Origin of the sequence: Paenibacillus sp. XY044 (assembly GCF_002257645.1) — a bacterium.
In the GTDB taxonomy this organism is placed as follows: Bacteria; Bacillota; Bacilli; order Paenibacillales; family Paenibacillaceae; genus Paenibacillus_AQ.
In genome coordinates this window covers 699271-723154 of sequence record NZ_NQMO01000002.1, presented here as the reverse complement: position 1 = coordinate 723154, position 23884 = coordinate 699271, and the positions used below count along the sequence as shown (strand labels likewise).

Annotated in this window: 18 protein-coding genes and 5 pseudogenes; 11 read left to right on the top strand and 12 right to left on the bottom strand. The window is 44.8% G+C overall.

All coding sequences use genetic code 11. The annotated features are described in order from the left end of the window. Positions 1–25: 25 nt before the first annotated feature. The 3 genes from CJP46_RS11720 to CJP46_RS11710 all read right to left on the bottom strand — a co-directional run bounded on the left by CJP46_RS11720 (position 26) and on the right by CJP46_RS11710 (position 2084). The gene (locus CJP46_RS11720) at positions 26–343 is read right to left on the bottom strand and encodes a hypothetical protein (RefSeq protein ID WP_094595762.1); all 318 of its coding nucleotides are present in this window, start codon (positions 341–343) and stop codon (positions 26–28) included. A gap of 288 nt (positions 344–631) precedes the next feature. Continuing rightward, the gene (locus CJP46_RS11715) at positions 632–1024 is read right to left on the bottom strand and encodes a hypothetical protein (RefSeq protein WP_094595761.1); all 393 of its coding nucleotides are present in this window, start codon (positions 1022–1024) and stop codon (positions 632–634) included. Positions 1025–1235: 211 nt separating this feature from the next. Continuing rightward, positions 1236–2084 carry an aminoglycoside phosphotransferase family protein gene (locus CJP46_RS11710; protein ID WP_094595760.1) on the bottom strand — a complete coding sequence of 283 codons (849 nt, stop codon included), beginning with the start codon at positions 2082–2084 and terminating at the stop codon, positions 1236–1238. A gap of 967 nt (positions 2085–3051) precedes the next feature. Here CJP46_RS11710 and CJP46_RS11705 point away from each other — a divergent pair. Further along, the gene (locus CJP46_RS11705) at positions 3052–4170 is read left to right on the top strand and encodes an NADH-dependent flavin oxidoreductase (RefSeq protein ID WP_094595759.1); all 1119 of its coding nucleotides are present in this window, start codon (positions 3052–3054) and stop codon (positions 4168–4170) included. 127 nt (positions 4171–4297) lie between these two features. Here the strand turns inward: CJP46_RS11705 and CJP46_RS37085 are convergent. Both CJP46_RS37085 and CJP46_RS11695 read right to left on the bottom strand, forming a co-directional pair. Then, positions 4298–4481: pseudogene (locus CJP46_RS37085) on the bottom strand (VOC family protein); the annotation flags it as partial. A 755-nt stretch (positions 4482–5236) separates the two neighbouring features. Then, on the bottom strand, positions 5237–5620 hold the full coding sequence (locus tag CJP46_RS11695; protein ID WP_094595758.1) for a hypothetical protein: 384 nt from the start codon (positions 5618–5620) through the stop codon (positions 5237–5239). A gap of 90 nt (positions 5621–5710) precedes the next feature. On the opposite strand from CJP46_RS11695, the gene CJP46_RS11690 reads away from it, so the two are divergent. The 4 genes and pseudogenes from CJP46_RS11690 to CJP46_RS11675 form a co-directional block, all read left to right on the top strand. Next, the gene (locus CJP46_RS11690; RefSeq protein WP_094595757.1) at positions 5711–6469 is read left to right on the top strand and encodes a hypothetical protein; all 759 of its coding nucleotides are present in this window, start codon (positions 5711–5713) and stop codon (positions 6467–6469) included. Between the two features lie 221 nt (positions 6470–6690). After that, positions 6691–6891 (top strand): hypothetical protein, encoded by a 201-nt coding sequence (locus CJP46_RS11685; RefSeq protein WP_256992302.1) that lies wholly within the window; start codon positions 6691–6693, stop codon positions 6889–6891. Between the two features lie 86 nt (positions 6892–6977). Next, a complete protein-coding gene (locus CJP46_RS11680; protein ID WP_094595756.1) occupies positions 6978–7655 on the top strand; it encodes a helix-turn-helix domain-containing protein in 678 nt (225 codons plus the stop codon). A 209-nt stretch (positions 7656–7864) separates the two neighbouring features. Further along, a pseudogene (locus tag CJP46_RS11675) lies at positions 7865–8533 on the top strand (IS3 family transposase); the annotation flags it as partial. A gap of 93 nt (positions 8534–8626) precedes the next feature. Here CJP46_RS11675 and CJP46_RS11670 read toward each other — a convergent pair. Continuing rightward, positions 8627–9346: an SDR family NAD(P)-dependent oxidoreductase gene (locus tag CJP46_RS11670; protein ID WP_094595754.1), complete on the bottom strand. Its 720-nt coding sequence runs from the start codon at positions 9344–9346 to the stop codon at positions 8627–8629. 352 nt (positions 9347–9698) lie between these two features. Here CJP46_RS11670 and CJP46_RS11665 point away from each other — a divergent pair. Next, positions 9699–10966: pseudogene (locus tag CJP46_RS11665) on the top strand (IS110 family RNA-guided transposase). Between the two features lie 380 nt (positions 10967–11346). Here CJP46_RS11665 and CJP46_RS11660 read toward each other — a convergent pair. Together CJP46_RS11660 and CJP46_RS11655 are read right to left on the bottom strand one after the other, a co-directional pair. Then, positions 11347–11751, bottom strand: a complete 405-nt coding sequence (locus tag CJP46_RS11660; protein WP_094595753.1) for a VOC family protein — start codon at positions 11749–11751, stop codon at positions 11347–11349. Between the two features lie 369 nt (positions 11752–12120). Further along, entirely contained in the window at positions 12121–12564 is a 444-nt protein-coding gene (locus tag CJP46_RS11655) for a GyrI-like domain-containing protein (RefSeq protein WP_094595752.1), read from the bottom strand. Positions 12565–13211: 647 nt separating this feature from the next. Between CJP46_RS11655 and CJP46_RS11650 the strand changes: the two genes are divergently transcribed. Beyond that, entirely contained in the window at positions 13212–15266 is a 2055-nt protein-coding gene (locus CJP46_RS11650) for a serine hydrolase domain-containing protein (RefSeq protein WP_373557989.1), read from the top strand. 125 nt (positions 15267–15391) lie between these two features. Here the strand turns inward: CJP46_RS11650 and CJP46_RS11645 are convergent, their stop codons facing one another. The 3 genes and pseudogenes from CJP46_RS11645 to CJP46_RS11635 form a co-directional block, all read right to left on the bottom strand. Continuing rightward, positions 15392–17182 carry a helix-turn-helix transcriptional regulator gene (locus CJP46_RS11645; RefSeq protein WP_179281162.1) on the bottom strand — a complete coding sequence of 597 codons (1791 nt, stop codon included), beginning with the start codon at positions 17180–17182 and terminating at the stop codon, positions 15392–15394. A gap of 116 nt (positions 17183–17298) precedes the next feature. Next, complete coding sequence (locus CJP46_RS11640; protein WP_094595750.1) at positions 17299–17883, bottom strand: sensor domain-containing protein; 585 nt, start codon at positions 17881–17883, stop codon at positions 17299–17301. Between the two features lie 269 nt (positions 17884–18152). After that, positions 18153–18621, bottom strand: a pseudogene (locus tag CJP46_RS11635) (MerR family transcriptional regulator). A gap of 492 nt (positions 18622–19113) precedes the next feature. Between CJP46_RS11635 and hemC the strand changes: the two are divergent. Beyond that, positions 19114–20082: a hydroxymethylbilane synthase gene (hemC, locus tag CJP46_RS11625; RefSeq protein ID WP_094595749.1), complete on the top strand. Its 969-nt coding sequence runs from the start codon at positions 19114–19116 to the stop codon at positions 20080–20082. 965 nt (positions 20083–21047) lie between these two features. On the opposite strand, the gene CJP46_RS11620 is transcribed toward hemC, so the two are convergent. Continuing rightward, positions 21048–21416, bottom strand: coding sequence for a MerR family transcriptional regulator (locus CJP46_RS11620; protein WP_094595748.1), 369 nt, complete (start codon positions 21414–21416; stop codon positions 21048–21050). Positions 21417–21558: 142 nt separating this feature from the next. Between CJP46_RS11620 and CJP46_RS11615 the strand changes: the two genes are divergently transcribed. The 3 genes and pseudogenes from CJP46_RS11615 to CJP46_RS11605 form a co-directional block, all read left to right on the top strand. Then, positions 21559–22392 (top strand): patatin-like phospholipase family protein, encoded by an 834-nt coding sequence (locus CJP46_RS11615; RefSeq protein WP_094596146.1) that lies wholly within the window; start codon positions 21559–21561, stop codon positions 22390–22392. 314 nt (positions 22393–22706) lie between these two features. After that, on the top strand, positions 22707–23084 hold the full coding sequence (locus tag CJP46_RS11610; RefSeq protein ID WP_094595747.1) for a MerR family transcriptional regulator: 378 nt from the start codon (positions 22707–22709) through the stop codon (positions 23082–23084). 18 nt (positions 23085–23102) lie between these two features. Continuing rightward, a pseudogene (locus CJP46_RS11605) lies at positions 23103–23510 on the top strand (SDR family NAD(P)-dependent oxidoreductase); the annotation flags it as partial. Positions 23511–23884: the final 374 nt, after the last annotated feature.

The window sequence follows — 23884 nt, the reverse complement described above, 5'->3', positions numbered from 1 at the left end:
TCTTATTAAAAGCCATTGTTTCTTTTCATTTAGGCTTAGCAGCCGGTCTTATTGATGTTAGCTTTCCGGTGTGTTTGTTCTCGTCTTTTGTTTTAAAATCGTATGCTACAGCGTAAATTTCACCTATTAATATAAGATTCCATGTATTTTCATTATTCACTTTAAGCCGGACTTCCTCGGGATGGTTACCTAAATCTTCGATCTTAATCCAGTATGAGTCCCTCTCTGGTTGCTCTTTATCAACAACTTTTATTAATCCAACGGTCGTGCTAGTGGTACCGCAAGATGCAAGCATCCCAACCAGAATCACAACAATGAAAATTTTTAGCATAATCTTGAACATTAATACACTTCCTTTAAATTATCCCGTTACACTTTAAACGTAAAATTTTCCCATTTGTTGCGTTAAACTGCCCGTTAGCTTAATGAACTAGTGCAGTGAAATGTAGTTTGATGCTTATCTAATCGGTAATCGGATTATGTTCTTGTCCTTTACGGCAATCGGTACAAGTTCTTGTCTTTTGTTGGGGACAAGAACTTGTACCGATAAACAAAAAAACCGCTAAAATAGCGGCTTTCATTGGGACCATGTTCTTGTCCCTCGACATAATAAGCTTGTTTGTTCCTCACGTTATAAAATAGTCGTTCGTTTCAGTCGATTTAGTTCTTTGCGCGCCTGGTCCAGCTCATCTTCGAGCTTTGCCTTTTCACTCGACACCTCCGCCAGTTTCGACTGCAAATATTGGATCTTATCTTCGGATGATTGATTCTCGATAAAACCAATGAGATCTCCGACATATTCATAAGTGTTTGCGATCCGTCTGGATGCGGATCTGAGCGAGATAACCTTGCCGGCATTTTCCAATTCTCGGATTGCCCGTATTGCAGTCATCAAAGCTACTCCGGATTCCTTGGCCACTACGGTCAGCGTCTCCTGGAACCGACGATCGCCGCTCTGTACGACGCGATCCACTATATAATTTTCTACCTTACGAAGATTTTGTTCAGACACCATGTATGGCATCGAGACACCCCTATTCCTGTGATAATGGTGCCATTTTACAACATTGGCATCAAAATCAACAAGCATAAATGGATCATAAATTTTTTTATTTTACGTAATTATAAGTTGGCCGGTCATAAAGAAAAAAAGCCGTGTTCCTGGTCGTCGGGTTTGGACAAGATTATACTGCCGTTTCCTGAAGTATGGACGAGTACCAGGAAGACAACCTGCTTTACGAGCTTGCATAGATCTCCTTCCACTCTTCCCAGGCCTGTAGGTACTGGGGAAAATCTTCTGGATGGAAGCGCAGGCATGTCGACATCCTTCTATATAGTTCAAGGATCATGTCCCGAGACAACAACCTGATGTCGACATCTCTACCCTCCTCTGCCCGTTGCACAGCATGAAGCAATATTGGAAGGGTAAGCCCATCCGGAGACGAGCAAAAGGCATACAACAAGTCGTATCGTTTGCCTCCAATGACCGGAATAGGATCGATGACCCCTGCCAACCCATTGTCGGTGAAAAGAAAGTTATGGACGCCGAAATCGCCGTGTAGCACATAAAGGTCTTCGCGGTCCGTGACGCCAGAACGTTCCCGACTTAACGCAGTAGCCAGACTGCGATCTTCCTCGCCGAGTTGCCCGCCGATAAAGGACGCTGCATACTGGATCGAATCCTGCGTATGTTCGGATGTCTCAATCGACTTGTATGCGTTGTACGACTCCGGGTGGACATAGTGAGCAAGAATCCCGTCTACAAGCTCTGTCATTAACTTTTTCTTATTACCGCGGACATAGCCAGTGCTACCCGGAATAAAATCATAAACGAAATAACGATGTGCCGGGTCAACGTAAAGGACTGTAGGTAGAAGCTCAATGCCTCGATACAGGGAAAGGAATCGTGTCTCACTCTCTATCAGTTCTTTTGTATTCGCTTTTAACACATACAGATGAGGACGTTCTTCCGTACCGAGAACTCCGACCGTGCTTTGCGTACCACCCTTTAGCTCTTTCCAAACAGAAACCGGCTGTGAAAGGAATCCAAGCTCTATTACCTCATCGATAAGTGTAGGCAGCATACCGATTCTCCTTCCATTACATTCTTTAGTGCTGTGCTCATGCTCGCTAATCAGCTCCAATATCTCGGATACCCTATCCATTCAAGCCGTATGATTCAAAGGTAATCTAATTATCTTTACTAGTCAAATTTTTCGCCGTTAGTTTCTTCGATATTAACACCATCATCTTAGCCCCTTAAATGAGTCAAATAATGGTGACTATTGCAAAATCCTTTTCTGTCCAAGCTATAACCTGCTTCGAGTAATTGTAGAATAAGATACGTGATGGGCAATGCCAACCGGTTTTAGTTGCACGAAAAGTCCTGTCGGATAGAATGTTTGATCGTATCTTCTAGTGAACGTTCAAGATATGATCGCTTGGCGCTGTCAACTAAGAGCCAAAACGGCCTCTATTTAAGAATATTATTCATCTAAATTACCTTTCGCTGCAAGAGTGGCGAACTTATGAAGTCTTTCTGTTTGCATAGAGAGTATAGCATCTAAATCTGCACTTAGCTCCCTAGTTCGGTCTGCTGCTTCTTGTCGCACAACGCAAAAAAAGACCCTGCAAGCGACAATTAGAAAAAAGCTATTTGTCACCTACAGGGGCGTATTAAGACATATTTCCCCTACCCGAAGAAAGCATTTTGATGCTCGTTAGAACCCCTCTTTCAGCGTTTGCTCAGAGGCAAGTAAGGTCTTTTATTCCGCGAACCAAGATCGCTTTCTTGTTCCTGACATTCCACAAGACTCACCGTTCATAATTATTCCCACCAGATTGAATGAATATGCGACTACGATTAATAAATATTGCTAGGTTTGTAACGAATATACCTTTACCATTGTTAACAAAACTACTTACTTTATGTTAGTTAGTCCAGGTTCTTGGATTATATCCATGAGTTTTGCGTTCTTACAGGAAGCAGCATCTCCACTTATAATCATAACATTACTAATCAACGATTATACGAGAAGGAGTTGTCATTCAATGAAGAAATCGTATTCTACCCTCTTTGATCCATTTCACTTTCCGTCAGTCGAAATTTCCCTAAAAAACCGCATCATCATGTCTCCGATGACTCATATGAGTTCCAATGCAGACGGATCCATTTCCGAACAGGAAATTCAGTATTACAAACGGCGTTCCAACGGCGCTGCTATGGTTATCACTGCGGCAACATACGTCAACCAGCAAGGAGGAATGCTTGGTGCGCCTGGCGCCGACAGCGACGACCTGATTCCCGGACTCAGCCGGCTTGCCTTGTCAATTCAGGAGAAGGGTGCCAAAGCCGTGATGCAAATTTTCCACGCGGGCAGACAAAGTTCCAAGACAGGCGATTTCGTCAGCGCTGGAAACATTCCGGAGGATCGGGATGGAGCCCCCGTCCCGCGCAGCCTCACCGAGCAGGAAATTGAAGGAATCATTCACGCTTATGCAGAAGCGGCCCGAAGAGCGGTCTCCGCCGGATTTGACGGGGTGGAAATTACAGGCGACTTGCTGCGTCAATTTTTTTCACCGTTCACGAATCGCCGCACGGACCGATACGGAGGGAGCTTGGAGAATAGAATGACGCTGGCTCTAGCCATTATCCGTGAGGTGCTCCATACTGTTCGTAAAGAAGCCGGGAAGCCTTTCTTGGTCGGTTACCGATTGACGCCTGAAGAAGCGGTAACGCCGGGCATTACTATGGCCGAAACGCTTCCGTTCGTCGATGCATTGTCAGGATCCGGGATCGATTATATTCACGTGTCCTTGAACAGCTTCCGGTCCGTTCCGCGAAGGGGCATCCAGGACAGTAGGTCACGCCTGACGATTATTCAGGAGCGGGTCGGCTCACGAATCCCCGTCATTGGCGTTGGAAGCATCCAGACACCTGATGATGCGCTGGAAGCCCTATCCTCCGGCATTCCGCTCATCGCCCTGGGGCGAGAGCTTATTATGGAACCGGATTGGGTACAATTGGTGTTGGATGGGCATGAAAATCAAATCCGAACGTCCATATCCCCTCTGGACCTTGAGGAATTGTCGATTCCCGAGCCGCTGTGGAACCTCATGATGAGCATTCCCGGTTGGTTCCCGTTACGAAGTAACCTAACAAATAGTTGACGCCGAAGGCTAATGACTTTCCTATGTTTATTGCTGAATTTGAATTCGTGACAGACGGCCCCCAGCCGTCTGTTTTGCTTCCTCCATTACTCTAGAAGTACTGTGCTCACCAAGGGGTCCCTAATAGTCACCCCCTACCGCTGAAACGTTTGATCGCTTCCTCGGTCATTGGCTGGAAGAGATTAATGAGGTTGCCGTCAGGATCTCGGAGCAACGCAGCACGGTTACCCCGTGGCATCATAGTGGGTTCCTTAACCCACTCGTCAACAAAACGGCTTCAAGCGCTCATATTCGGCATCGACATCGTGGACGCAGCGGCGGCGAGTACATCAATGCGTTTAACTGCCCGATAGCTTAATGCCTGCTGCTCAGTTATAGCTATGTAACTCCGTTAGGTTCTAACCGTTGCCCTCCAACATATATAGAAGAAGCCGCTCCTGACGTATGGAACGGCTTTCTATATGCTAGTACAAAGAAATTTCACAATAATCACTCCTATCCTCTCATCTCATTACATTAGAACGACCAGATATCCCTTAAAGTTCCAATACCATTGATGTAATTTGCCCGTTAGTTGAATCATGCCAGCCGGTCAAAGTGATCGGCTGGCTTCTTGTCTTTATTGGGCTATCGTTTCCCGTTAGTTGAATGAATTCACTATTCCTTTAGCTGACGGCTAGATGGACGTAGCACCCAGGATACATACCAACCCAGTCTTACGTTTCTCTAGTTATGATATTAATGTTGGACTGAATGTCCGCCTGCAGGAATGCTTTTACTTCCTCATTTCCTGTCAACAGCAATAAAATGGGCTTCTCTATGGCTAGCAATGACGGACAATGATGGTAATGGACAGCATCTTCGTTCCATGCTTACCCATTCATTGATAAGCCGCAGTGTTTCCGCACCTCCTGGGAACTGATTTTGATATCCCGATAAACGTTCTGACTCTTATAACAGAAGGTGTTGAAATAGAAACTGAAACTACAAAAAGCCCACCCGTATAATCGGTAATGGGCCTTTTTTCCTTTTTCAGGATCTTGTAAGAAATAGCAAACCTAATGCATTACTTTTTTTGTAATTCAAATGTCTCAGATTTATCGTCCCACAATATTTTTAAGTTATATTTATCTCCATCTTTTGGAGCGACTGTATTATTAATCGAATCAGTTATTACTAAAGGCATATGAATGTCTCCCTGTTGGCTCAAGGAGATTGTATTCGTAATACCTTCTAATGAGTATTCGAATCGATCAAGGTTCTTGGTTGATTTTCCAATATATTTTATTGTAATTTCTCCATTGACTTTTCCATTCTTAAACATGACTAAACTAGCTTCCCAGTTATCTGTTTTGCCTTCATAGTGAATTTGACCTGGTTGTGAACAGGATGAAAGTACCAAAGCCAGTAAAAAAACTAGTGAAAAAGTATAAAAAAACCTCAATTTCATATTTTTACCTCATTTCGCATTTACTTGATGTATATTTATAGTCTAATTATATACCAAAATTACTCAATAATGTATGCGGAAGGGGAAATTATGAAGAAAACACTCTATTCAGGTTTTACGATGTTCTTGGCTACTTTGTTGTTATCGACCCAGTTGAATGCAGCCCCAGTAGAATCGAGCGATCCTCAGATTGATATTCCGGAAGGATATGAACTTGTAAAAGTTTATAATAATGATTCGCCTCTGACTGGAACAAAATCGTTACAGCAAAACCTTTTACCCCAGATTAAAGCTCTACCTGAAGTTGTAGATAACAACACAGGCAAGGATATTGATGTAGATGTTGTTGACCAAAGCTCACGACCATTATATGATTTGAAAAATATCAAGACTGGTGAAGTTGTTACAGAGTATGTTTCTGATGTTGGGATTATGGCAAGTTCAGGAACGAAAACTTCAGATGGTTATGATAAAACTGTGAGTGTCTACGCTAAAGCAACCATATACTATATTTTTAGTGGAAGCGCCTCTGAAGAGGGTGCCGCATTAGATAAAGTAGATTGGAGATATGAGATAAAGGATAGTACAGTTAAAATTAAAAGCAAATCCCACTTATTCATTCAGGAAGGTCCTCCATTGGATGGTGGAGGAGCTTTAAAACAAAGAAAGACCTTAACTCCAACAGCAAGCTATGGAACCGATTTAGTTAGAGATTGGGGATGGAAACCAATCAATTCCTTAGTTACTTATTCATTAATGGGAGTTCAAATGGACGCTACTCTAGGCACAACGTATGATTCGAGCTCATGGACAATGCAAGTAAAGTGTATGATTATTGGGATACTTTAATAAGTACGCAATTAATAGAAACTCATCAATGAAAGACCCTGCTGACTATGAGCTGGCAGGGTCTTTTTATTATACAGGTATAGAATGAACCAGGATTACCCAGAATATATTTAAGGTTAGCTCCTATAAGCTGCACCTACTTTCTCCTCTTCCCGGCCGTCCTTTTGGGCGGCCTTTTTGTTTTACCCGTTCATTGTTGAAATATGTGGTAAAATTTCGGGATGAATAGCAAAAGATTTATGAAGCCCCTGACTTCCCCGATCCATTTCCATACAGCCATGATAGAGCAAATCCCTGTGGCCGCCTTTATCGGACAAGAAATGATCGGCAGCGGGAAAATCGTTGAAATTACAGACTTTGCAGTCAAGATCGGTGATGAATTCTACATGCGCGAAGCCTGCACGTTTAAATATGCAGTATAAAAAAAGGAGCAGCTGGCGCCTGATATGCTCCCCTTACGGTAGACAGGTGAAATAATAAAACCTGCTACGGTAAGGGGAGCTTTTTCATGCAAAGACGATCCTATTCGGCTTCTGAGAAACTTACGATCCTAATGGAAATTGAGCGTGGTGAGATTGGTTTTAATGCCGCATGTCAGAAGTATAGCATTCACAACCCGACGCTATGGAAATGGCAGCGTCAATACAAACTGTATGGTTACAAAGGATTGGAGAATCGTAGTCGAAATCGAAGTTATAGTGCGGAGCTTAAGCTACAGGCAGTGCTGGATTGTTTAAAAGGTGGTTTGTCTAAGTACCAGGTTATCGAAAAACACAAGATTGCTAGCATAACACAGCTCTCCAACTGGATTAAGAAGTATAATAGTCATAGCAGCTTAAAAGCCTACAAAGGGGAAGCAAATGCTATGACAAAAGGTCGCTCAACTACTTATCAAGAACGGATTGACATCGTTCAATATTGCCTGGCACATCAACGTAATTATCAACAGACAGCGAATCACTTTCAGGTCTCGTACCAACAAGTGTACCAGTGGGTCAAGAAGTTTGAAAATAGTGGTCAAGAAGCCTTGCAGGACGGTCGCGGACGAAAGAAGGCACCTGAAGAGCTAACAGATGCGGATCGCCAGAAACTCGAAATGAAGAAGATGGAATATGAAATGGAACGGCTTCGGGCGGAAAATGCGTTCCTAAAAAAGCTACAAGAAATACAAAGGAGGCGAAGCTAAGCCAATATCGACAGGAGAACATCTACCTTGCCATTCAAGCGCTTCAGAAAGAAGCGTCAATTCGTGTTCAGCTTCTGTGTAAAATTGCAGGAATTGCACGCTCAAGCTACTACAAATGGCTAGATCGCAAACCCAGCGCTCGTGAAATGGAGAATGAAAAGTTAATGCAGGTGATGATGGAGATCTAGGAGAAAGTAGAGCGTACCTTTGGCTATCGTCAATTAACCTTGCACATGCGCCGTGGAACCAGAAAAACGATCAATCATAAGCGTGTATACCGGCTTATGAAGGTAAAGGGAATTCAGTCTGTGATCCGTAGGAAGAAGAAGAAATATGCGTATTCCACACCACAGCAGGTAGCTGAGAATGTATTGAATCGTAGGTTTCAAGCAAGCGCCCCTAATGAAAAGTGGGTAACGGATGTAACAGAATTTAAATATGGTCACGGTCAGAAAGCTTATCTAAGCGCTATCCTAGACCTACATGATAAATCCATCGTGGCTTACGTATTAGGGCATTCCAATAACAATCCCCTGGTATTCCAGACGTTGAAACTAGCCTTGCAGGCAGCTCCAGGAAGCAAACCAATGCTTCATAGCGACAGGGGTTTCCAATACACGTCGCTGGACTTCAAAGCGCTCTTGGACGAAAGCGAACTGTCTCAGAGCATGTCTCGAGTTGGGCGATGCATCGATAATGGCCCCATGGAATCATTTTGGGGAACTCTAAAATGCGAGAAGTATTATTTGCATACGTACCACACTTTTGATGAGCTCGAAAAGGACATTATTTCATATATCCACTTCTACAATAACGAACGATTGCAAGCAAAACTAAACGGCCTCAGTCCAATGGAGTTCAGGACGAAGGCCGCTTGATTGATTTTTACTTTTTATACTGTCTACTTGACGGGGGGCTGTTCAGCCGGCGAATACTCCTTTTTCTTGAGCTAACGTTCCCAGTTAGCGTAATCATGCATTCGTATCAAGCATCGCTGGTATATTTATTTCTTTCACACAAGACGCCCTGGAAAGGTTCACGACGCATTTAACCAATGAAACGATATCATGAAGGGGAATCTGTGTGCCATTATAAGCCGATAAGACTTTCTCTATTCCGTCTTCATAAGGAATTTGGGTTGCAATTTCACCAGGATTTATACATGTTACACCTATTCCATACTTCTTTACATGTTCCCGTAATGAATTGCAAATGCCACGTAATCCGAATTTTGAAGCTACAAATGAAATTTGTGTAAAATCATTATTTTCAAGACCCGCAGTAGATCCGATTAAGAAGATTTTTGCGTTATCTGATTTTTTTAGATTCGGCAACAGCTTTTGGATACAAGTAATTGTGGATGTTACATTTACATTAATAATTTTTGCAATTTCGTCCGGGCTATCTTTCTCAAAATCATAGTCATCCCTAAATCCTTTGCTCTCCCAGATCCCAACATTATATATTAAAACGTCTACAGTAACGCCATTTAATGTTTTCGCAATCCTACTGCTTGCATCAGATAACGATAGGTTAGCGTCTATCCAAAATCTATGGACGCCATCGTTAAGTTTCAAACTCTCCGGGCGACTTCTGGAAACCATCCATACGTTGTCACCCGTATCCGGCAATCCTTTGACGAATGCCTCACCCAATCCTTTACTCGCTCCGAAGATAATAAAGTTTTTCATAATTTCCTCTCTTGCAGTTTTTTGTTTATTATATTATACATTTCTACTTTGTTAATAAATAAAAAAAGACAGGTTTCATGCTACCGATATTGGGAGGATCTTTGCGTTATTCTGCTCGTTAGCTTAATGAAGCCGCCGATCAGCACCGGCAGCTTCATCCTTGTCGGTTATTCAACTATCGTATCCCGTTAGTTTAATCATGCTTGAGTTTTCCGACGACTATCGTTTCCCGTTAGAATTCCTGTAGAATGAATAATTTGGACTTTGTACAAAAAAGAGCGCCTCTGTAACATGGGAGTTGGAAACGGGTCTACAGCCCTTTTAATCTCACCATCTAGGAGGTCGCTCTACTATGAAGTTTAAAGCTCAAGACAAGCAAAATCAACTCATTGAAAACATTTCCTCATCGCATCTGGTTGTCGGCGTAGATATTGCCCAGGAGACCCATGTCGCTCGTGCGGTCAGTTATCGCGGAATCGCACTAGGATCTCCTTTGGAGTTTGGCAGCTACGACGAAGGGTTTCAGCTCTTCTTGCGCTGGGTCCAAGATCTGCTTAAATCCTACAAGCTGAGCAAAGTCATTGTCGGCATGGAACCCACCGGGCACTATTGGCTGAGCCTTGCTCGCTGGCTTTCAGGCAAGGGAATTGAGGCCGTTCTTGTCAATCCTCACCTCGTAAAAAAGAACAAGGAAAACCGCGATAATTCCCCATCTAAAAGTGACCGTAAAGACGCGCTCGTTATCGCGGATATGATCAAAAATGGCTACTATTCCCCTGTACGGTTCAACCCCCGGAAGCTTACGAAGAACTTCGGATTCTCATGGCTAACCGGGACACGGTTGCCAAACGACTCAACAGCGCCGTTAACCAAATTCATCGCTGGGTAGATATTGTGTTTCCAGAACTGCGACATGTCTTTAAAATCCTTACTTGCACAAGTAGCATTGCTACATTAAGGCTGTTTCCTCTCCCGAAGGAAATTAGCCAGTTAACGACGGAGCAAGTCATTGCCGGCTGGAAGCAATATGTTAAGCGCCATGCAGGTTTGCATCGAGCCGAGCAGCTCATTTCAATGGCAAAACGCAGTGTTGGCGCCACGCAGGCTCTGCATGCCTATAAGCTGCACCTGGCCCAACTGCTTGAAGAATACGACTTGGCGCAGCGCCAGCTTGAGCAGATTGAGCACGAACTTCATCACATCCTGGAGCGTATTCCTTACGCTCAGAAGTTACTTGCTATTCGAGGCGTAAATGCAACCAGCCTAGCCGGTGTGTTAGGTGAAGCCGGAGATCTTAGCGGCTATGTTCACGGAAATGCCTTGCTTCGCCATGCAGGTCTAAACTTGGCTGAGGCCAGCTCTGGGAAATGGCGTGGAAAAATGGTACTCAGCAAACGCGGCCGCCCTCGTCTCCGGCGTTTTCTTTATCTCATGACGATGTGTATGGTGATGACCAATCCGGAGGTGCGAGCCTTACACCACCGCAATGTTGAGGAAAAGAAGCAAAAGAGGATGAAATCCATTATGAAATTATGCGGAAAAGTGGCGCGTATGCTTGTGGGGCTTGCTAAAAACAACAAACCATACGACTCGTCCAAAGTCGTTCCACAAGCAGCCTAAAGCGAAGCTTTCTTCACCAGCTCATGCATTCGCAGGATGGACAAAAAGCACGGAGTATCGGCAGATGTTAAACAAAAGGGCTCGGACCCGTTCCGTTAGAAAAACCGACCTCCACCCCCTAGCCAGATGTGACGAAGGAATGATAGGGCAACGACCCGTTGAGACATGGGAGTGAGAATCGCTAGGGTGACGTGGAGACGTGCATGATATGGAACAAAGTGGGTATTGGACACAACACCCTTGTTCCCGCATGCCCTTTCTATAGTCCCCAGCCACCGACTCCCCCTGGATTCTTTGCTTCCATGTTTAGCTCAGGGTGAAATCCTGCGAATTCATGAGTCTGAGTGAGGAAACTGAATTAATTCGAGGGAGTTGAACAATTAGAAATTTGCTTGCCATACAATTATTTTGTTTCCATTAAGATCGTACATTTCAAAACTGAATCCAACCCAAGAATGGTCAACAATTTCTTCTATTAGTACCCCATTTTCTTTCAAATGTTTGTGCAATGCTTTTGCGTCATCACAGTGGAAATTAATCACTGGAATGACCCATCCATTTTGACTTAATTGCTTTACTTCATCTACTCTAATCAAGTCTAAGTCAGGTCCACTGGACAATCTTAAAAAAGTGTGATCCTCTGTTAGTTCACCTTCATACTTACAACCAAGATGCTTAACATACCATTCTGCTGATTCTTTAACATTGACCACGGGAATACAACAATTAATCACTTTCTTGATTTCAAATGATTGAGTAGCTACATTAACTTCTTTACTGGTCATCACCACTACCTCCACAGAATTATTGGTTTGCCCGTGAATGGCTCTTAATGTATTGGGAATTCGGTTCGGTTTGTACCTATCGGAATTCTTATTGCCTAAAACGAATTTTCTTGCAAACTGTCCTATTAATAACACCTCTACAGGAAAAAGCATACCATCAATTCAACTTTACGAATGTGTTCTTTATTTATCATATTCCAAAACCAGGATACACTTTTTACTATTCAACAATTTTATATTGTTTCCCTACTTCCACTATCCTGCTCTTTTCGCAACGCGGCTGCCGAACCATGCCTGCAGCAGCGTTTTAGTTATTTTATTAAGCTATAGTTTCCCGTTAGTGAATAACGTGCATACAAATAAATTGATTTATAAAGCAACTGGAACTAGGATTTCAGCATTATACTTACTTTCTTCTTCTCCAAACTGAAACACTTCAAATGAAACAGAATTTGAATTACTTTGCATCCCTTTGTCTCCTAAATATTTATCAATAAGTCCATATGGTTCTTCGCCATTTGATTGTATTTTTACATATTGATTATTAGGTACTTCAAACCCAATCATACCATCTGGAATAGGTTTTAGTTCAGTCACTTGCATGCAATAAATATAGGTAAATAGCACTTCGTTTGCAAAATGAACACAAATATAAGTGCTTTCGTCCACTTTACCTTGAATTTCATCATTTCTTTCCATGAAAAGTTCACGCGCTTCGCCAATACCTTTAACGTTTTTTAAGGGAGAAGTTACAGCGATACCGATATATTTTCTCTCACCTAATTGAACTACTTCAATCTGTGGATTACTCATTTCACTTCGTCTCCTGTATAAATCGTGATTGTATTCCAATTCGAGAAATACCCATTATTCCCCTGCAGTGCAGTCGAACTATCCTGCTCGTTCGTATTATGAGGTCACCAGAACAATATATCCCCCAAGAAAATACCCAATAGAATCACACACCATCACAGGGCTCCCAAGCCCGAGAAGAGTATATATTACCGTGGGTTCATGGTGCTCATCCCCGCCAGATAACAAGTCAGATGATCACAATGGCTATCGGGAAATTAAGCAGACCAATGGAAGAAAGATAACCAACAATCGTCATGAGAACCTCATCAGGCACAGGCAAACTAATAATGCCAAGCGAAAGGCATAGAAAGATGGCTGGCAATATAACCGTACTGGATAACGATATCTTGTAAGAAAACGATGATGTTCACACTCCAGTTCTAATGGCTTTAGGCTCCTGAATGATTCATCGTACTTTCAGGTATCCTAATGCCTCCCTTGTCATTAAACCTAGTACCGAATTGTCATATGACGCTTTCAAAGTAGCTGGATGTCATGGATGACGAAATGCAACTTGTTGGTGTGACAACTCCTTTGCCATACTGGGCTCAGCCGATTGTTAAGAGGCAAATTTAATAGTTAAGGAGACATCATTTATGAAGAATATGAGGAAGAAGAAGATGAAGAAATGGATTCGTACGAATCGCGCAGTTCTACTATTAACTGTTCTGGTATTGACGGGTACGGTCATTAACGCATGTACGGGACCAGGGAACACAACTAATACCCCGCAGACTCCCCCGCCAGTTACATCTGAGAACGTCAGCCTGAAGGAGCCGCAGGATGCCAAGCAACAAGAGGGTCCGCGGGATGCCAAGGAACTGGAGACCTTTGCAGATGGCGTTTTTGCGGATGCGATGAAAAAGTATAATACGGTTGGTTCTAATTTTGCAGTCGTTTCGAATGGGAAAGTGCTGTTAAGCAAAGGTTACGGTTATGCCGACAGGGAAAATAAAATTCCGGTAGACAGCAGCACCGTTTTCCAAATTGGTTCTGTGACGAAGCAGTTTACGGCATTGGCAGCAATGCAGTTGGTCGATAAGGGAAAAATTGATTTGCATCACGATATCCAGGAATACCTGGGAGGGATGAAGATACCGAATACAACAGGGAAAAAACTGACGATGTACGATCTGCTTACGTATACCAGCGGCTTTGACAAACCCGATATCCTCTCGGGATCGAAGCCGGAATATGTGAAGCAATTCTACCCGATGAAGGAGGCTCTCGAAGCGAATATGCCGACGATTGTCAGACCTCCGGGGGAAGCGTACACCTACGATAATTTTGGGTTCACACTGGCGGGGTATGCGGTAGGGCAAGTAGCGGGCACGTCATACGCCCAGTATATGGAGGACAATATTTTCAAGCCGTTAGGCATGAACTCAACGAATGTGCGGTTTAAACCCGAACTGCTGAGCAGAATGGCTGCCCATTATGATCCTAAAGGCAAACTAATCCCCTTGGAGGGATTCATACCAACCGATCGGCCTAGCGGCGGCATGGTATCAAACGCAGATGACATGGTGAAGTACCTTATGATGCATCTGAACAACGGAACGTATGAAGGCAAAGAAATCCTAAGTCCCGAGAGCATCAAGCAAATGCACACCTACCAGGTGTTCCCTGACAAAGATTACCCTGTCACAACCATCGGATTCGAAGGCTACTTCAAAGAGAAGATGAATGGTCAACATGTGGTTATCAAAGGGGGAAATGTGACCGGGCATTCTTCCTTGATTGTTCTTCTGCCGGAGAAAACTACAGCGTTCTACATGTCCTACAATAACGACTCCATGATGAGTCTCGACGTGTATGAGGCATTTATGAATCATTATTATCCGAAAAAAGAAGCGGCTCCAAAGCCATCCTACTCGGAAATCAGTGAGCAGCAGGCGAAGGACTACACGGGATTGTACCAAAACACGCGTCTTGGATCCATGAGATCCCACGTTTCCTATTCAGACGGAAAATTGGTTATAGAGACAGGAGATCTGGGCAAGAGTACGCTGAAAATGATCCACCCGTTACTCTTTGAGGATGAAGCCGGCAATAAAATAGCCTTTCAAAAAAATGGGACAGGTCAAATCACCTATTTCTATTACATGATGCTTCCGCACTACGTGGGTTATGCACAAAAAGTAGATACGGATACGCGATTCACTGATGTACCGGCGAACAGCAAGTATGCGTCTTATATTCAAAATCTCCATGCTTTAAAGATCATGGACGGAAAGACAGCTACCCGCTTCGATCCGAATGGAAAGTTAACTCAGGGTGAGTTCTCGGAGTTGCTGCTACACGCCCATGGCTGGGAAAGCATGCCTTATACGATTGAATCAAACAAGAAGCAGATGTTGTCCGGATTGCCTAAATATCAGCCTAATTCTCCTGTCACCAGAGAGATGGCGGCAGTTATGATCCAAAACCTGAGACAAGCTGAGCCTGGAGCCAAGGTTACATTGCGTGGCGAAACGGATGCCTGGGCAGTTAAAGCCATCACAACCCTTGTATCCCAAGGCATCATGGACCCGGATACCAAGATCAATTCGGATGGCTCCATCAACTTCCGTTCCAAGCAACTACTGAAGCGGCAGGAAGCGAGTGCCTTATTGGATCTGGCATTTGATTACTACACATTGCCAATTGCCAAACCGTAATGAACGTAAACCTAATTCTGAACAAGTAAAAAACAGCCTTTAAAAATCTAAATGGCGGATGCCGACATACGAAGCACAATCACTCCGTATGTCGGCATCCGCCACTAGGATACATAACTTTGGGGTTATTCCAGAAGCCCGGCCTCCCTGGCTTTTTGCACCGCTTCCTCCCGGTTGCGGACCCCCAGCTTCATATAAGCCGATGACGCATAGTTTCGAACCGTACCATCGGATAAATACAATTTGGAAGCAATACTTTTATACCGCAGCCCTTTGGACACGAACTGTAAAATTTCAAGCTCCCGCGGCGTTAACTCATAGGCCAATGACGCTTGGATAGGCGAAGGATCTTCTCCGCTATTGTCCGCTTCCAGTTGGGCAAACAATTTGTGCGACATGCCCTGATCGATCAGCGTACCCCTTCGGTAGACAGTGCGTATCGTTTCGGCCAGCTCTAACGGCTGCGTAGACTTCAGCAAGTATCCGTCCGCCCCGCTTCGCATCGCCTCCAGAGCCTGTCTGGTATCATCAAACGTGGTAAGAATCAGAATGCGGATGTCGGGCCACATTTCTTTTATCGTACGGCATGCGGAGATCCCATCCATATTCGGCATTTCCAGATCCATGAGCACCAGCTGCGGCTCAGCCTGCCTGCACAGCTCGATCGCTTGCTCGCCATCCTCTGCCGTCCCAACAACCTGCAAATCCTGCTGCTCCTCCAGCAGAGTCCGCAGGCTTTCACGGATAAAGGGCTGGTCATCGACGACCAACAGGCGGATGACTTCATCCTTAAGCTCCGTTTGTCTGGGCAGCGTAAAGGTAACCAGAGTACCTTCTCCCGGCTCCGTATATACGGCCACATGGCCTTGCAAATTCATCGCCCGCTCCTTCATGGCGCTGAGGCCAAAGCCCTCTCTCCCAAGCTCTATCCCGCGGCCGTTATCTTGAATTTCCAGTCTCGTCTGCTTGGGCTCGAATTGCACGGAAACCTTAATCTCTGTCGAGTTTCCATGACGCACGGCATTGGTCAACGACTCTTGCAGACAGCGATAAAGCGCTGTTTTCGCTTGCTTCGTTACAGGATATTCCTCCCCGTAGGCATGGAAACGAACCGTCACCTTGGCATGCTCCTGAAACTCCTCCGCCAGCTTCCTCAAAGACTGAAGCAGCGGGAGCGCCTCATGCGGCGATTCGATTTGATGCACGTAGTTTCTGACCTCCTCCATATTTTGGCGGCCCAGGTTCAATAGGGAGTCGAGCCTTTCCGTTCCTGTATCCGTTGCCAGCTCAGGACGCAACGTTTCCAATCCCATAATGAGCGAAGTGTACGCATGACCGACGGTATCGTGAAGCTCTTTGGACACCCGGTTCCGCTCTTCGGCAAGCGTGATGCGCTCGATTTGGGACAGGTACTGCTCCAGCACCGCATTTTGCTCGCGGATCATTTCGCCTTGACGATAATTGAGCACGAGTAAATGGAAGGAGAATCCGAAGACATACGCCAGCCCGATGTGAACGGCCATGACCCAGTATTCACTCTTCTCTGCAAGCAGCTTGATTATGGCGGGCAGGAGCAATATGGATACAGGCCCTGACCAGAGATAAGCTCTTTGCGCGCTGTGGGCAGCAATTAAAAAGGCATACAGCAGAAATGAGAAGTAGGCTTGCGGAAAAAATGCAGCCAGATACAAGCACAACCCGCCCGAGATCACGATTTCGGTAAACAGGTAGTATTTATAATCGAGCTGCAGGCAAAGCCATGGAACGGAAAAAGCAATCAGCTGCCACAAAATAAGGACCACTATCGGCAGCGTGAAATAATCTTGCAGCTCTATAGTCGTAAACACGAGAGAAATGCTGCATATCAGGCGGATTATGAACATGAGCCAGTCGTACCAGTACCATTGCTTAACCATATCGAACAAAACCATCAACCCCTAAAGATCTTCAGTATGACATTACGTAACTAGTATTGAGTAAACAGTTATAGTGTAAACTACCATCCGGCAACCTACGAGGCGAAGCCGGAAGTCTACCGGTTCACATGCTTGATCATCAGACGCGTGTAGCCGCCTATCAAGTACGCTAAGCGGCCCGCAAGCCTGTAGCTCACCATCATCAATACAACCCCTGTGGCCGACACCATCACGGCTTTGGCAATCGTATCTACCCCCACAAAGAAGGAAAGGTTGATAAACCGATAGAGGAATGGAGCCGCAATCAATACAAGCGGCGATACGTAGAGCAAGGCCGCACTGATCAGACTTAAAATCCCTATCGGAAATTTCAACAGCAGCCAGCCAATTGCGATCCAGTTGCGCAGGTTCAGCAGCTCCTTTTTCGCTTGAAGCCAGTTGAACACATCGGGCTTGTCGGATTTAACGCATGGCTCGGTGGTAATGTCCGTATAGATCTTGGTCTGTACTCGTTCAAATTGCAGGAAGGCGGTCGTCGTCCGTAATACGTGAGTCAGGAGAGGAACGCCCGCGACGGTAAACGAAAGGCTCAAGCTGAGTGTTAGAGCGACAAGATAAAAGCTAAAGTAAAACATTCCAGTGACAAAAGTAAGCAGCAGGTAATAGCCGTTTTGAACAAAGCTAACGACGGTTCTGGCCATCAAAGAGCCCACATCCTTTCCAAGTAGTAGATGTATTTTACAGATCTTGATGTCAAATCCGCCAGTGTCATAATGTCATATGACATAAAATGAACGAAGTTATCCGTAGTAACGAGCGGGACATGCCTCAGATGAACCACTTTCTGGCCTCCAGGGGAAACGGCGTCGATAACGATCTGGTATCGGAGAAAAATATAAAATCACCCGAATGGATTTATTTCCACTCAGGCGGGGATTTTGTTTATGCCTGGCGATTTTGCACCAGTCCATCATTTCAAGCGCGATCCCGGAAAAAAAGCCATTTCAACAGGTGAGACGAGCTTTGGGTTCGGTTCTCCCGTCATGGCTTCCGAAATATCATCGGATCAGTCTTTACGGATTCTCCCCTCCTCCAACTTCATAACGATAAAATCGACGACCTGCTGTAAGAGGCGATTTGGGCGATGATATTTTCCCGATGGTTTCTTAAGTGTTCCACCAGTTCGGGATATTCCGCGGGATCAGCATCAGCAGAGACTGCCAAAAAAGGTCACATTTCTCCCAGCGGCATCCCCGTTTTCTCAGGCAAGATAACAGCCGGATCGTATCGATGTCCTCCTGCCGATAGCCGCGGTGCCCGTTATCTTTCCTTTCAGCCCGAGGCAGTAGCGCAATTTTTTCATAGTACCGTGTCGTATCTTCGGAAATTCCGATTTGCTCGGTGATTTGCTTTATCGTAAAAGTCAGCTCTTCCCTCATCCTGTCCGCTCCGTTCAGAGATGATCTTAGTGCATTATACGTCTGGGTGCTGGCTATAAGCCAAGTCTCTTATCCCTAAGGCAAAAATCTATGCTCCTCTGCCTTGACTTGGAGTCGACTCCATCGCATTAATTCCGGGCGCAAGCTCAGGAATCGGGTTGGATTTAACCCGGAAGTTGCTGTCAGAGGGCTGGCAGATGATTGCCATAGACGGCAGACGCCGACGACCAGGTGATGAACGGTAATGTGTTGATTTTGCTTATTCTGTACTTTAAACTTGTAGAGCGATCTCCTTATGGGCTTTTTGAGGCTATGAACTCATGCGTAACCCCATCGTAACAAGGCGCTCGTTTTGTTCAAACACCAAATTTTCGTTTTACAGGAAATCTAACGGGCAGGAGTTTTTAATCGTAATAATAAATTGTGCTATGATTAAATCGTTTGCTCTGTATTGCATGTAGTGGTAGCTAAAACTAGAAAGGAAGCAAATATATGAGGAAAATTGTAGTTGGGTGCAGAAAGAGTGCGCTTGCGTTGACACAAACGGAACAGGTCATTTCCGATTTGACTCAGCTTAGCCAGGAACACGGAATGGACTTTACTTTTGGAATAAAAAAAATAGTCACTAAGGGCGACCAGATTTTGGATGTAACCTTGTCTAAAGTTGGGGGTAAGGGGCTTTTCATCAAAGAAATTGAACAGGCCATGATTGACAAGGAAATCGACATGGCGGTGCACTGTCTAAAGGACATGCCTTTCGAGCTTCCTGAAGGCCTGGTTAACGGTGCGGTACCAAAACGTGAGGATCCGCGTGATTGTCTGATCTCTAGGAACGGTGCCGGACTTAATGATCTTTTACCTGGTGCGCGTGTAGGTACAAGCAGTCTCCGGCGGACGAGCCAAATTGCGGCACTGCGACCGGATCTTATCATTGAGCCGATACGGGGGAATATTGACTCACGTCTTCGTAGGTTGGATAATGGTGAATTTGACGCGATTATCTTAGCTGTCGCAGGCCTTAAAAGGATGGGCTGGGAGGACCGTATTACAGAAGTTTTATCTCCAGAAACTTTCTTGCCTGCTGTCGGGCAAGGCGCCCTTGGGATTGAATGCCGTGAAGGTGATACTGAGTTAAGGAAGTTGCTGAGCTTGTATAATGATACACAAACAGCTTTGGAAGTAACTGCGGAAAGAACATTTCTCGGGGTACTGAACGGCGGATGTCACGTGCCAATTGGTGCGTTTGCTGTATTGAACCAATCTTCAATTAGAGATGCAGAAACAACTGTTATTAGCCGACAAGAGATTTCTTTAACAGGAATGGTAGGAAAGCCGGACGGTTCCATTATACTTAGAGAAACCAATACTGGGAAATCTCCTGTTCAAGTAGGTCAAGATGTAGCAAAATTATTGATCAGCAAGGGAGCAGAGAAAATCTTGACTGAAACATCGTCATCCTAACGTATACTTCTATTGAAGTAACGGGTAGAATAATGTGCAACCTATATTAGGAATGATAAAGTTAATAAGGAGCATTTGCCCATCGGCAAATGCTCCTTTTGCATATTGCTACTTATCTACAGCCGATTTGTGTAATGAGGTTGGACACTATATTCGTGCCTTGTCAATCTAACCAAATCTCAAACAGGCCTTCTGTAATTCCTAGATTATACATGTAAAAAGGCGAATAAAAAACTTACTATTCCTGCTAATCCTTCCGGTGCGTGCCCTCCCCCTCTATACCTAATCGACAAAGCTCCTCCACAATGTACCCAATTTTGTGTCAAAATCCTACAATGGGGTCACATTTGTGCATTTTTTAGTGACACAAATCTGACCCCATAAAATAAAAAAAGCCTAGAGAATCAGGCTTTAGTACTTTTCGTTATGGGGTCACATTTGTGTCATTAGACATTTCGCGTCAAAAAACAAGCTCATCTGACTAACATTCTCTCGTATATAAGATTTTGAAGCTTCATCGGAGGGCGGAAACCCTCTTCATTACTTTCCAAATCTCCCTTCATCAAACCGGGCCGATCCCAATCCCATTACATCGGTGCTGCACTTCAAAGGGTTTCACGCCTTCCATGGTCTTAGCACTCATGAACTCAAGGCTCAACTCCCTCTTGCTGGTTACTAAACTGCCCGTTAGTTGAGAAAAGGCATCCATCAAGAATCCGGATGCCTCCAAATATTTTTTATTGAGCTATCGTTCCCCGTCAAATTAACTCTATTGCAACCTTTATACATCAAGCACATATATGTTCTGATTCATGAATGAATCCAACGTAGAACGAATTACAGCGGATCATCTGCGGTCAATAGACGTTACGAAGGAAAAGTCGGCGACCACGAGTGGACGAAGGAGGTTGCGCAAGCCACGTATTGAGATTCGAAGCATTTCTTTTTCGTTACTCCTAGTCTCTTTATTGCTTCTCCTTCAGCAACGCCAGCTTATTGGCTAGCATACGGGCAAGAAGTGCCTGCGCTTGCTCCAATTCTACTTTCCTGAAGTCCATTTCCATCATCTTCTCCCGCAACAATTCAATGGACCGGGAGATCTCAAGTTTGCTCCCCTCTTCTTCCTCCATAACGGCTTTGATTTCCTTAAGCGTAAATCCCACAGCCTGCACACGTTTTATCAATTGAAGGTGTTCGACCGCTGCTTCGGTATAATCCCGATAGTTATTATCTCCGCGCACAACGTGGCGCATATTAAGCAAGCCTTCCTTCTCATAATAACGAATGGTCGGGGGCGTTAATCCGGTCTTTTGGGCCAGCACATGAATTTTCATCCTAACCTCCTCGATAAACTTGACCTTCAAGTATACTTTATAGTTTATACTCTAGAGGCCAAACGGAACCTTGTCAAACACGTTGCTATAACGATTAACCAAAATGGGAGGAATGGAAATGAACAGTCAGAACAATAAATCGATGACTCGAGCCGTCGTCTTGGGCGGCGGTGGTGTGACCGGCATAGCTTGGGAGGTTGGGGTCTTAACGGGATTGCTGGAGTCTGGGGTCGACCTGTATCAAGCTGAGACCATCATCGGAACGTCTGCCGGCTCCTTTGTCGGAGCAGCCCTGGCCAGTGGGTACGACATAAACAAACTGTTTGCGGACCAGTTGGAATCGAACCCGAACGAGATACCGGTCTCCGCATCCAAAGAATTGATGCAAGCGTGGTATAAGGCTTTCGTCACCGGAGGAAGCGATCCGCGAAAAGTCGGAGCAGAATTCGGTCTTATCGCCAAAAACAATCCCCCCTCTGTGTCGCCTGAACAGCGGCGTGCCTTAGTCGAGAGCCGACTTGTGACCAAAGAGTGGCCACAACAATTGCAGGTAACCGCCATCGATGCCGATACCGGACATCTTCATACTTTCGATCATCAGTCGGAAATTCCTTTACCCGATGCCGTGTCGGCAAGCGGAGCCGTTCCAGGAATATGGCCGCTCGTCTCCATCGGTGAGCACAACTGGACTGACGGAGGCATGGTGTCCACAACCAATGCACGGCTGGCGAAAGGCCACAAACGGATTATCATTCTCGCCCCGATGCCGAAAGGTTACGGTTCCATTCCGGGAGCTATGGAAGAGGCGGAAGGCTTGCAGACAAATGCAGACGTTTATCTCATAGTCCCTGATGAACACAGTGTTGCAGCCATCGGCCTTAACCCCTACGATCCGACGCGCTGCGGCATAACGGCAATCGCCGGTCGGGAGCAGGGCTGCTCCATTGCCGAAGCTGTTCTGGCTATGTGGGAATGACAGAGAGGAGATAAGAACGCCTCCCCGAGAGGGAATGAGCACTGTAATCTTGAATTCGTACCGCGCCATTGAACGGCTACGGAGAAAAAATTCGCCTTACTTGTGATAAGGTTCACCGAAATGTCTGTAACGGCAAGTTCTAGGGCCATCCTTTCGGGGATGGCCCCTTCTTTGAAATCGAATGAGTTGGCAGATACTCATCGTGCAATTTATTATTCTCTCGACAGACTAAAATTTGTTTGTTGACTTAAACCATGGTTTAAGTCGTATCATATTCCTGTCGACAGGGTAAGTTAATATTTGGAGGACTCCAGATGAAGTATTATTCTATTAGTGAAGCTTCAGCCAAATTAAATATTCCGGAATCAACGTTACCTTATTATGAAAAAAAAGGACTACTGCCACTAATCGAGCGTGATGCAACTGGGAGGCGGTTATTTTCAGAAGATCAAATTACGCTTCTTGAAATCGTTATTTATTTAAAGAACACGCACATGTCAATAAATGATATCAAGCAATATGTTGATTGGGTAGTAGAAGGAGATAAAACCACTCTACTCCGGCTTGAAATGTTGAAGAGTCACAAGCAAACTGTGCTAGCTGAAATTTCGTTGATGACAGAATCCTTAAAGGGAATTGACGTGAAAATTACTACTTATACAAAACGTACTCAGGAAAGAAAAGAAGAATAATAGAGAAGGAGAAATACAATGAAGCTTTCGGGAAACACAATACTCATTACCGGAGGCGGTTCCGGAATCGGGCTGGCTTTTGCTGAACGTTTTATCAAAGCTGGGAATCAAGTGATTGTTTGCGGACGGCGTGAAAACGTGCTTCAACAGGCGAAAGAAAAATCCCCCATCCTCATTACTCGAGTATGCGATCTGACGATTGAATCCAAACGCGCAGCATTGTTTGATTGGGTAAACGTGAATTATCCGGAGGTTAATGTATTAGTCAACAATTCAGGGATTCAACTGCGTTTCAATGTATTAAAAGCAGATGCGAAGGACAATTGGAGCTACTTCAGTAAAGAAATCACGGCAAATCTTGAAGCGCCTGTCCATCTCTCCATGCTGTTCGCACCATTCTTTGCTGCTAAAGAAGAGGCGTCTGTGTCGGCATCATAATCATAGAAATCGCAACCATCATACAATTGCTTAATGACTGATACGAAGTCGTCCAGCTGGTTGGCGCTCTCCGGATTGGAAGCTGTATAACCGGCAAAAAAGTCTTCGTACAAAATGGGGTGCTTCTCTAGCAAATATTCGACATTGTCGGTCGAATTATAAGCGTTGATATGGGCGAATATGAAAGTCGTATTCAGAAGGCGTTGCTCCTCCCAATTCCATTGCGCCGTACGTAATTCGGGACATTTCCATGACTGTTCTGCCGAGTTTTCCGCGGGAATAAATAGTACTCATCTTTATACCTCCATTGATAAGCAATCAACTCAGCCTGTTAGCCTGTTCTTGCGTCTCTTCCGCAGCCG

Excerpts from the sequence above, each read along its gene's own strand:
- CJP46_RS11720 (WP_094595762.1), bottom strand. The coding sequence starts at position 343 with ATGTTCAAGATTATGCTAAAAATTTTCATTGTTGTGATTCTGGTTGGG.
- CJP46_RS11715 (WP_094595761.1), bottom strand. The coding sequence starts at position 1,024 with ATGCCATACATGGTGTCTGAACAAAATCTTCGTAAGGTAGAAAATTAT.
- CJP46_RS11710 (WP_094595760.1), bottom strand. The coding sequence starts at position 2,084 with ATGCTGCCTACACTTATCGATGAGGTAATAGAGCTTGGATTCCTTTCA.
- CJP46_RS11705 (WP_094595759.1), top strand. The coding sequence starts at position 3,052 with ATGAAGAAATCGTATTCTACCCTCTTTGATCCATTTCACTTTCCGTCA.
- CJP46_RS11695 (WP_094595758.1), bottom strand. The coding sequence starts at position 5,620 with ATGAAATTGAGGTTTTTTTATACTTTTTCACTAGTTTTTTTACTGGCT.
- CJP46_RS11690 (WP_094595757.1), top strand. The coding sequence starts at position 5,711 with ATGAAGAAAACACTCTATTCAGGTTTTACGATGTTCTTGGCTACTTTG.
- CJP46_RS11685 (WP_256992302.1), top strand. The coding sequence starts at position 6,691 with ATGAATAGCAAAAGATTTATGAAGCCCCTGACTTCCCCGATCCATTTC.
- CJP46_RS11680 (WP_094595756.1), top strand. The coding sequence starts at position 6,978 with ATGCAAAGACGATCCTATTCGGCTTCTGAGAAACTTACGATCCTAATG.
- CJP46_RS11670 (WP_094595754.1), bottom strand. The coding sequence starts at position 9,346 with ATGAAAAACTTTATTATCTTCGGAGCGAGTAAAGGATTGGGTGAGGCA.
- CJP46_RS11660 (WP_094595753.1), bottom strand. The coding sequence starts at position 11,751 with ATGACCAGTAAAGAAGTTAATGTAGCTACTCAATCATTTGAAATCAAG.
- CJP46_RS11655 (WP_094595752.1), bottom strand. The coding sequence starts at position 12,564 with ATGAGTAATCCACAGATTGAAGTAGTTCAATTAGGTGAGAGAAAATAT.
- CJP46_RS11650 (WP_373557989.1), top strand. The coding sequence starts at position 13,212 with ATGAGGAAGAAGAAGATGAAGAAATGGATTCGTACGAATCGCGCAGTT.
- CJP46_RS11645 (WP_179281162.1), bottom strand. The coding sequence starts at position 17,182 with ATGGTTAAGCAATGGTACTGGTACGACTGGCTCATGTTCATAATCCGC.
- CJP46_RS11640 (WP_094595750.1), bottom strand. The coding sequence starts at position 17,883 with ATGGCCAGAACCGTCGTTAGCTTTGTTCAAAACGGCTATTACCTGCTG.
- hemC (WP_094595749.1), top strand. The coding sequence starts at position 19,114 with ATGAGGAAAATTGTAGTTGGGTGCAGAAAGAGTGCGCTTGCGTTGACA.
- CJP46_RS11620 (WP_094595748.1), bottom strand. The coding sequence starts at position 21,416 with ATGAAAATTCATGTGCTGGCCCAAAAGACCGGATTAACGCCCCCGACC.
- CJP46_RS11615 (WP_094596146.1), top strand. The coding sequence starts at position 21,559 with ATGACTCGAGCCGTCGTCTTGGGCGGCGGTGGTGTGACCGGCATAGCT.
- CJP46_RS11610 (WP_094595747.1), top strand. The coding sequence starts at position 22,707 with ATGAAGTATTATTCTATTAGTGAAGCTTCAGCCAAATTAAATATTCCG.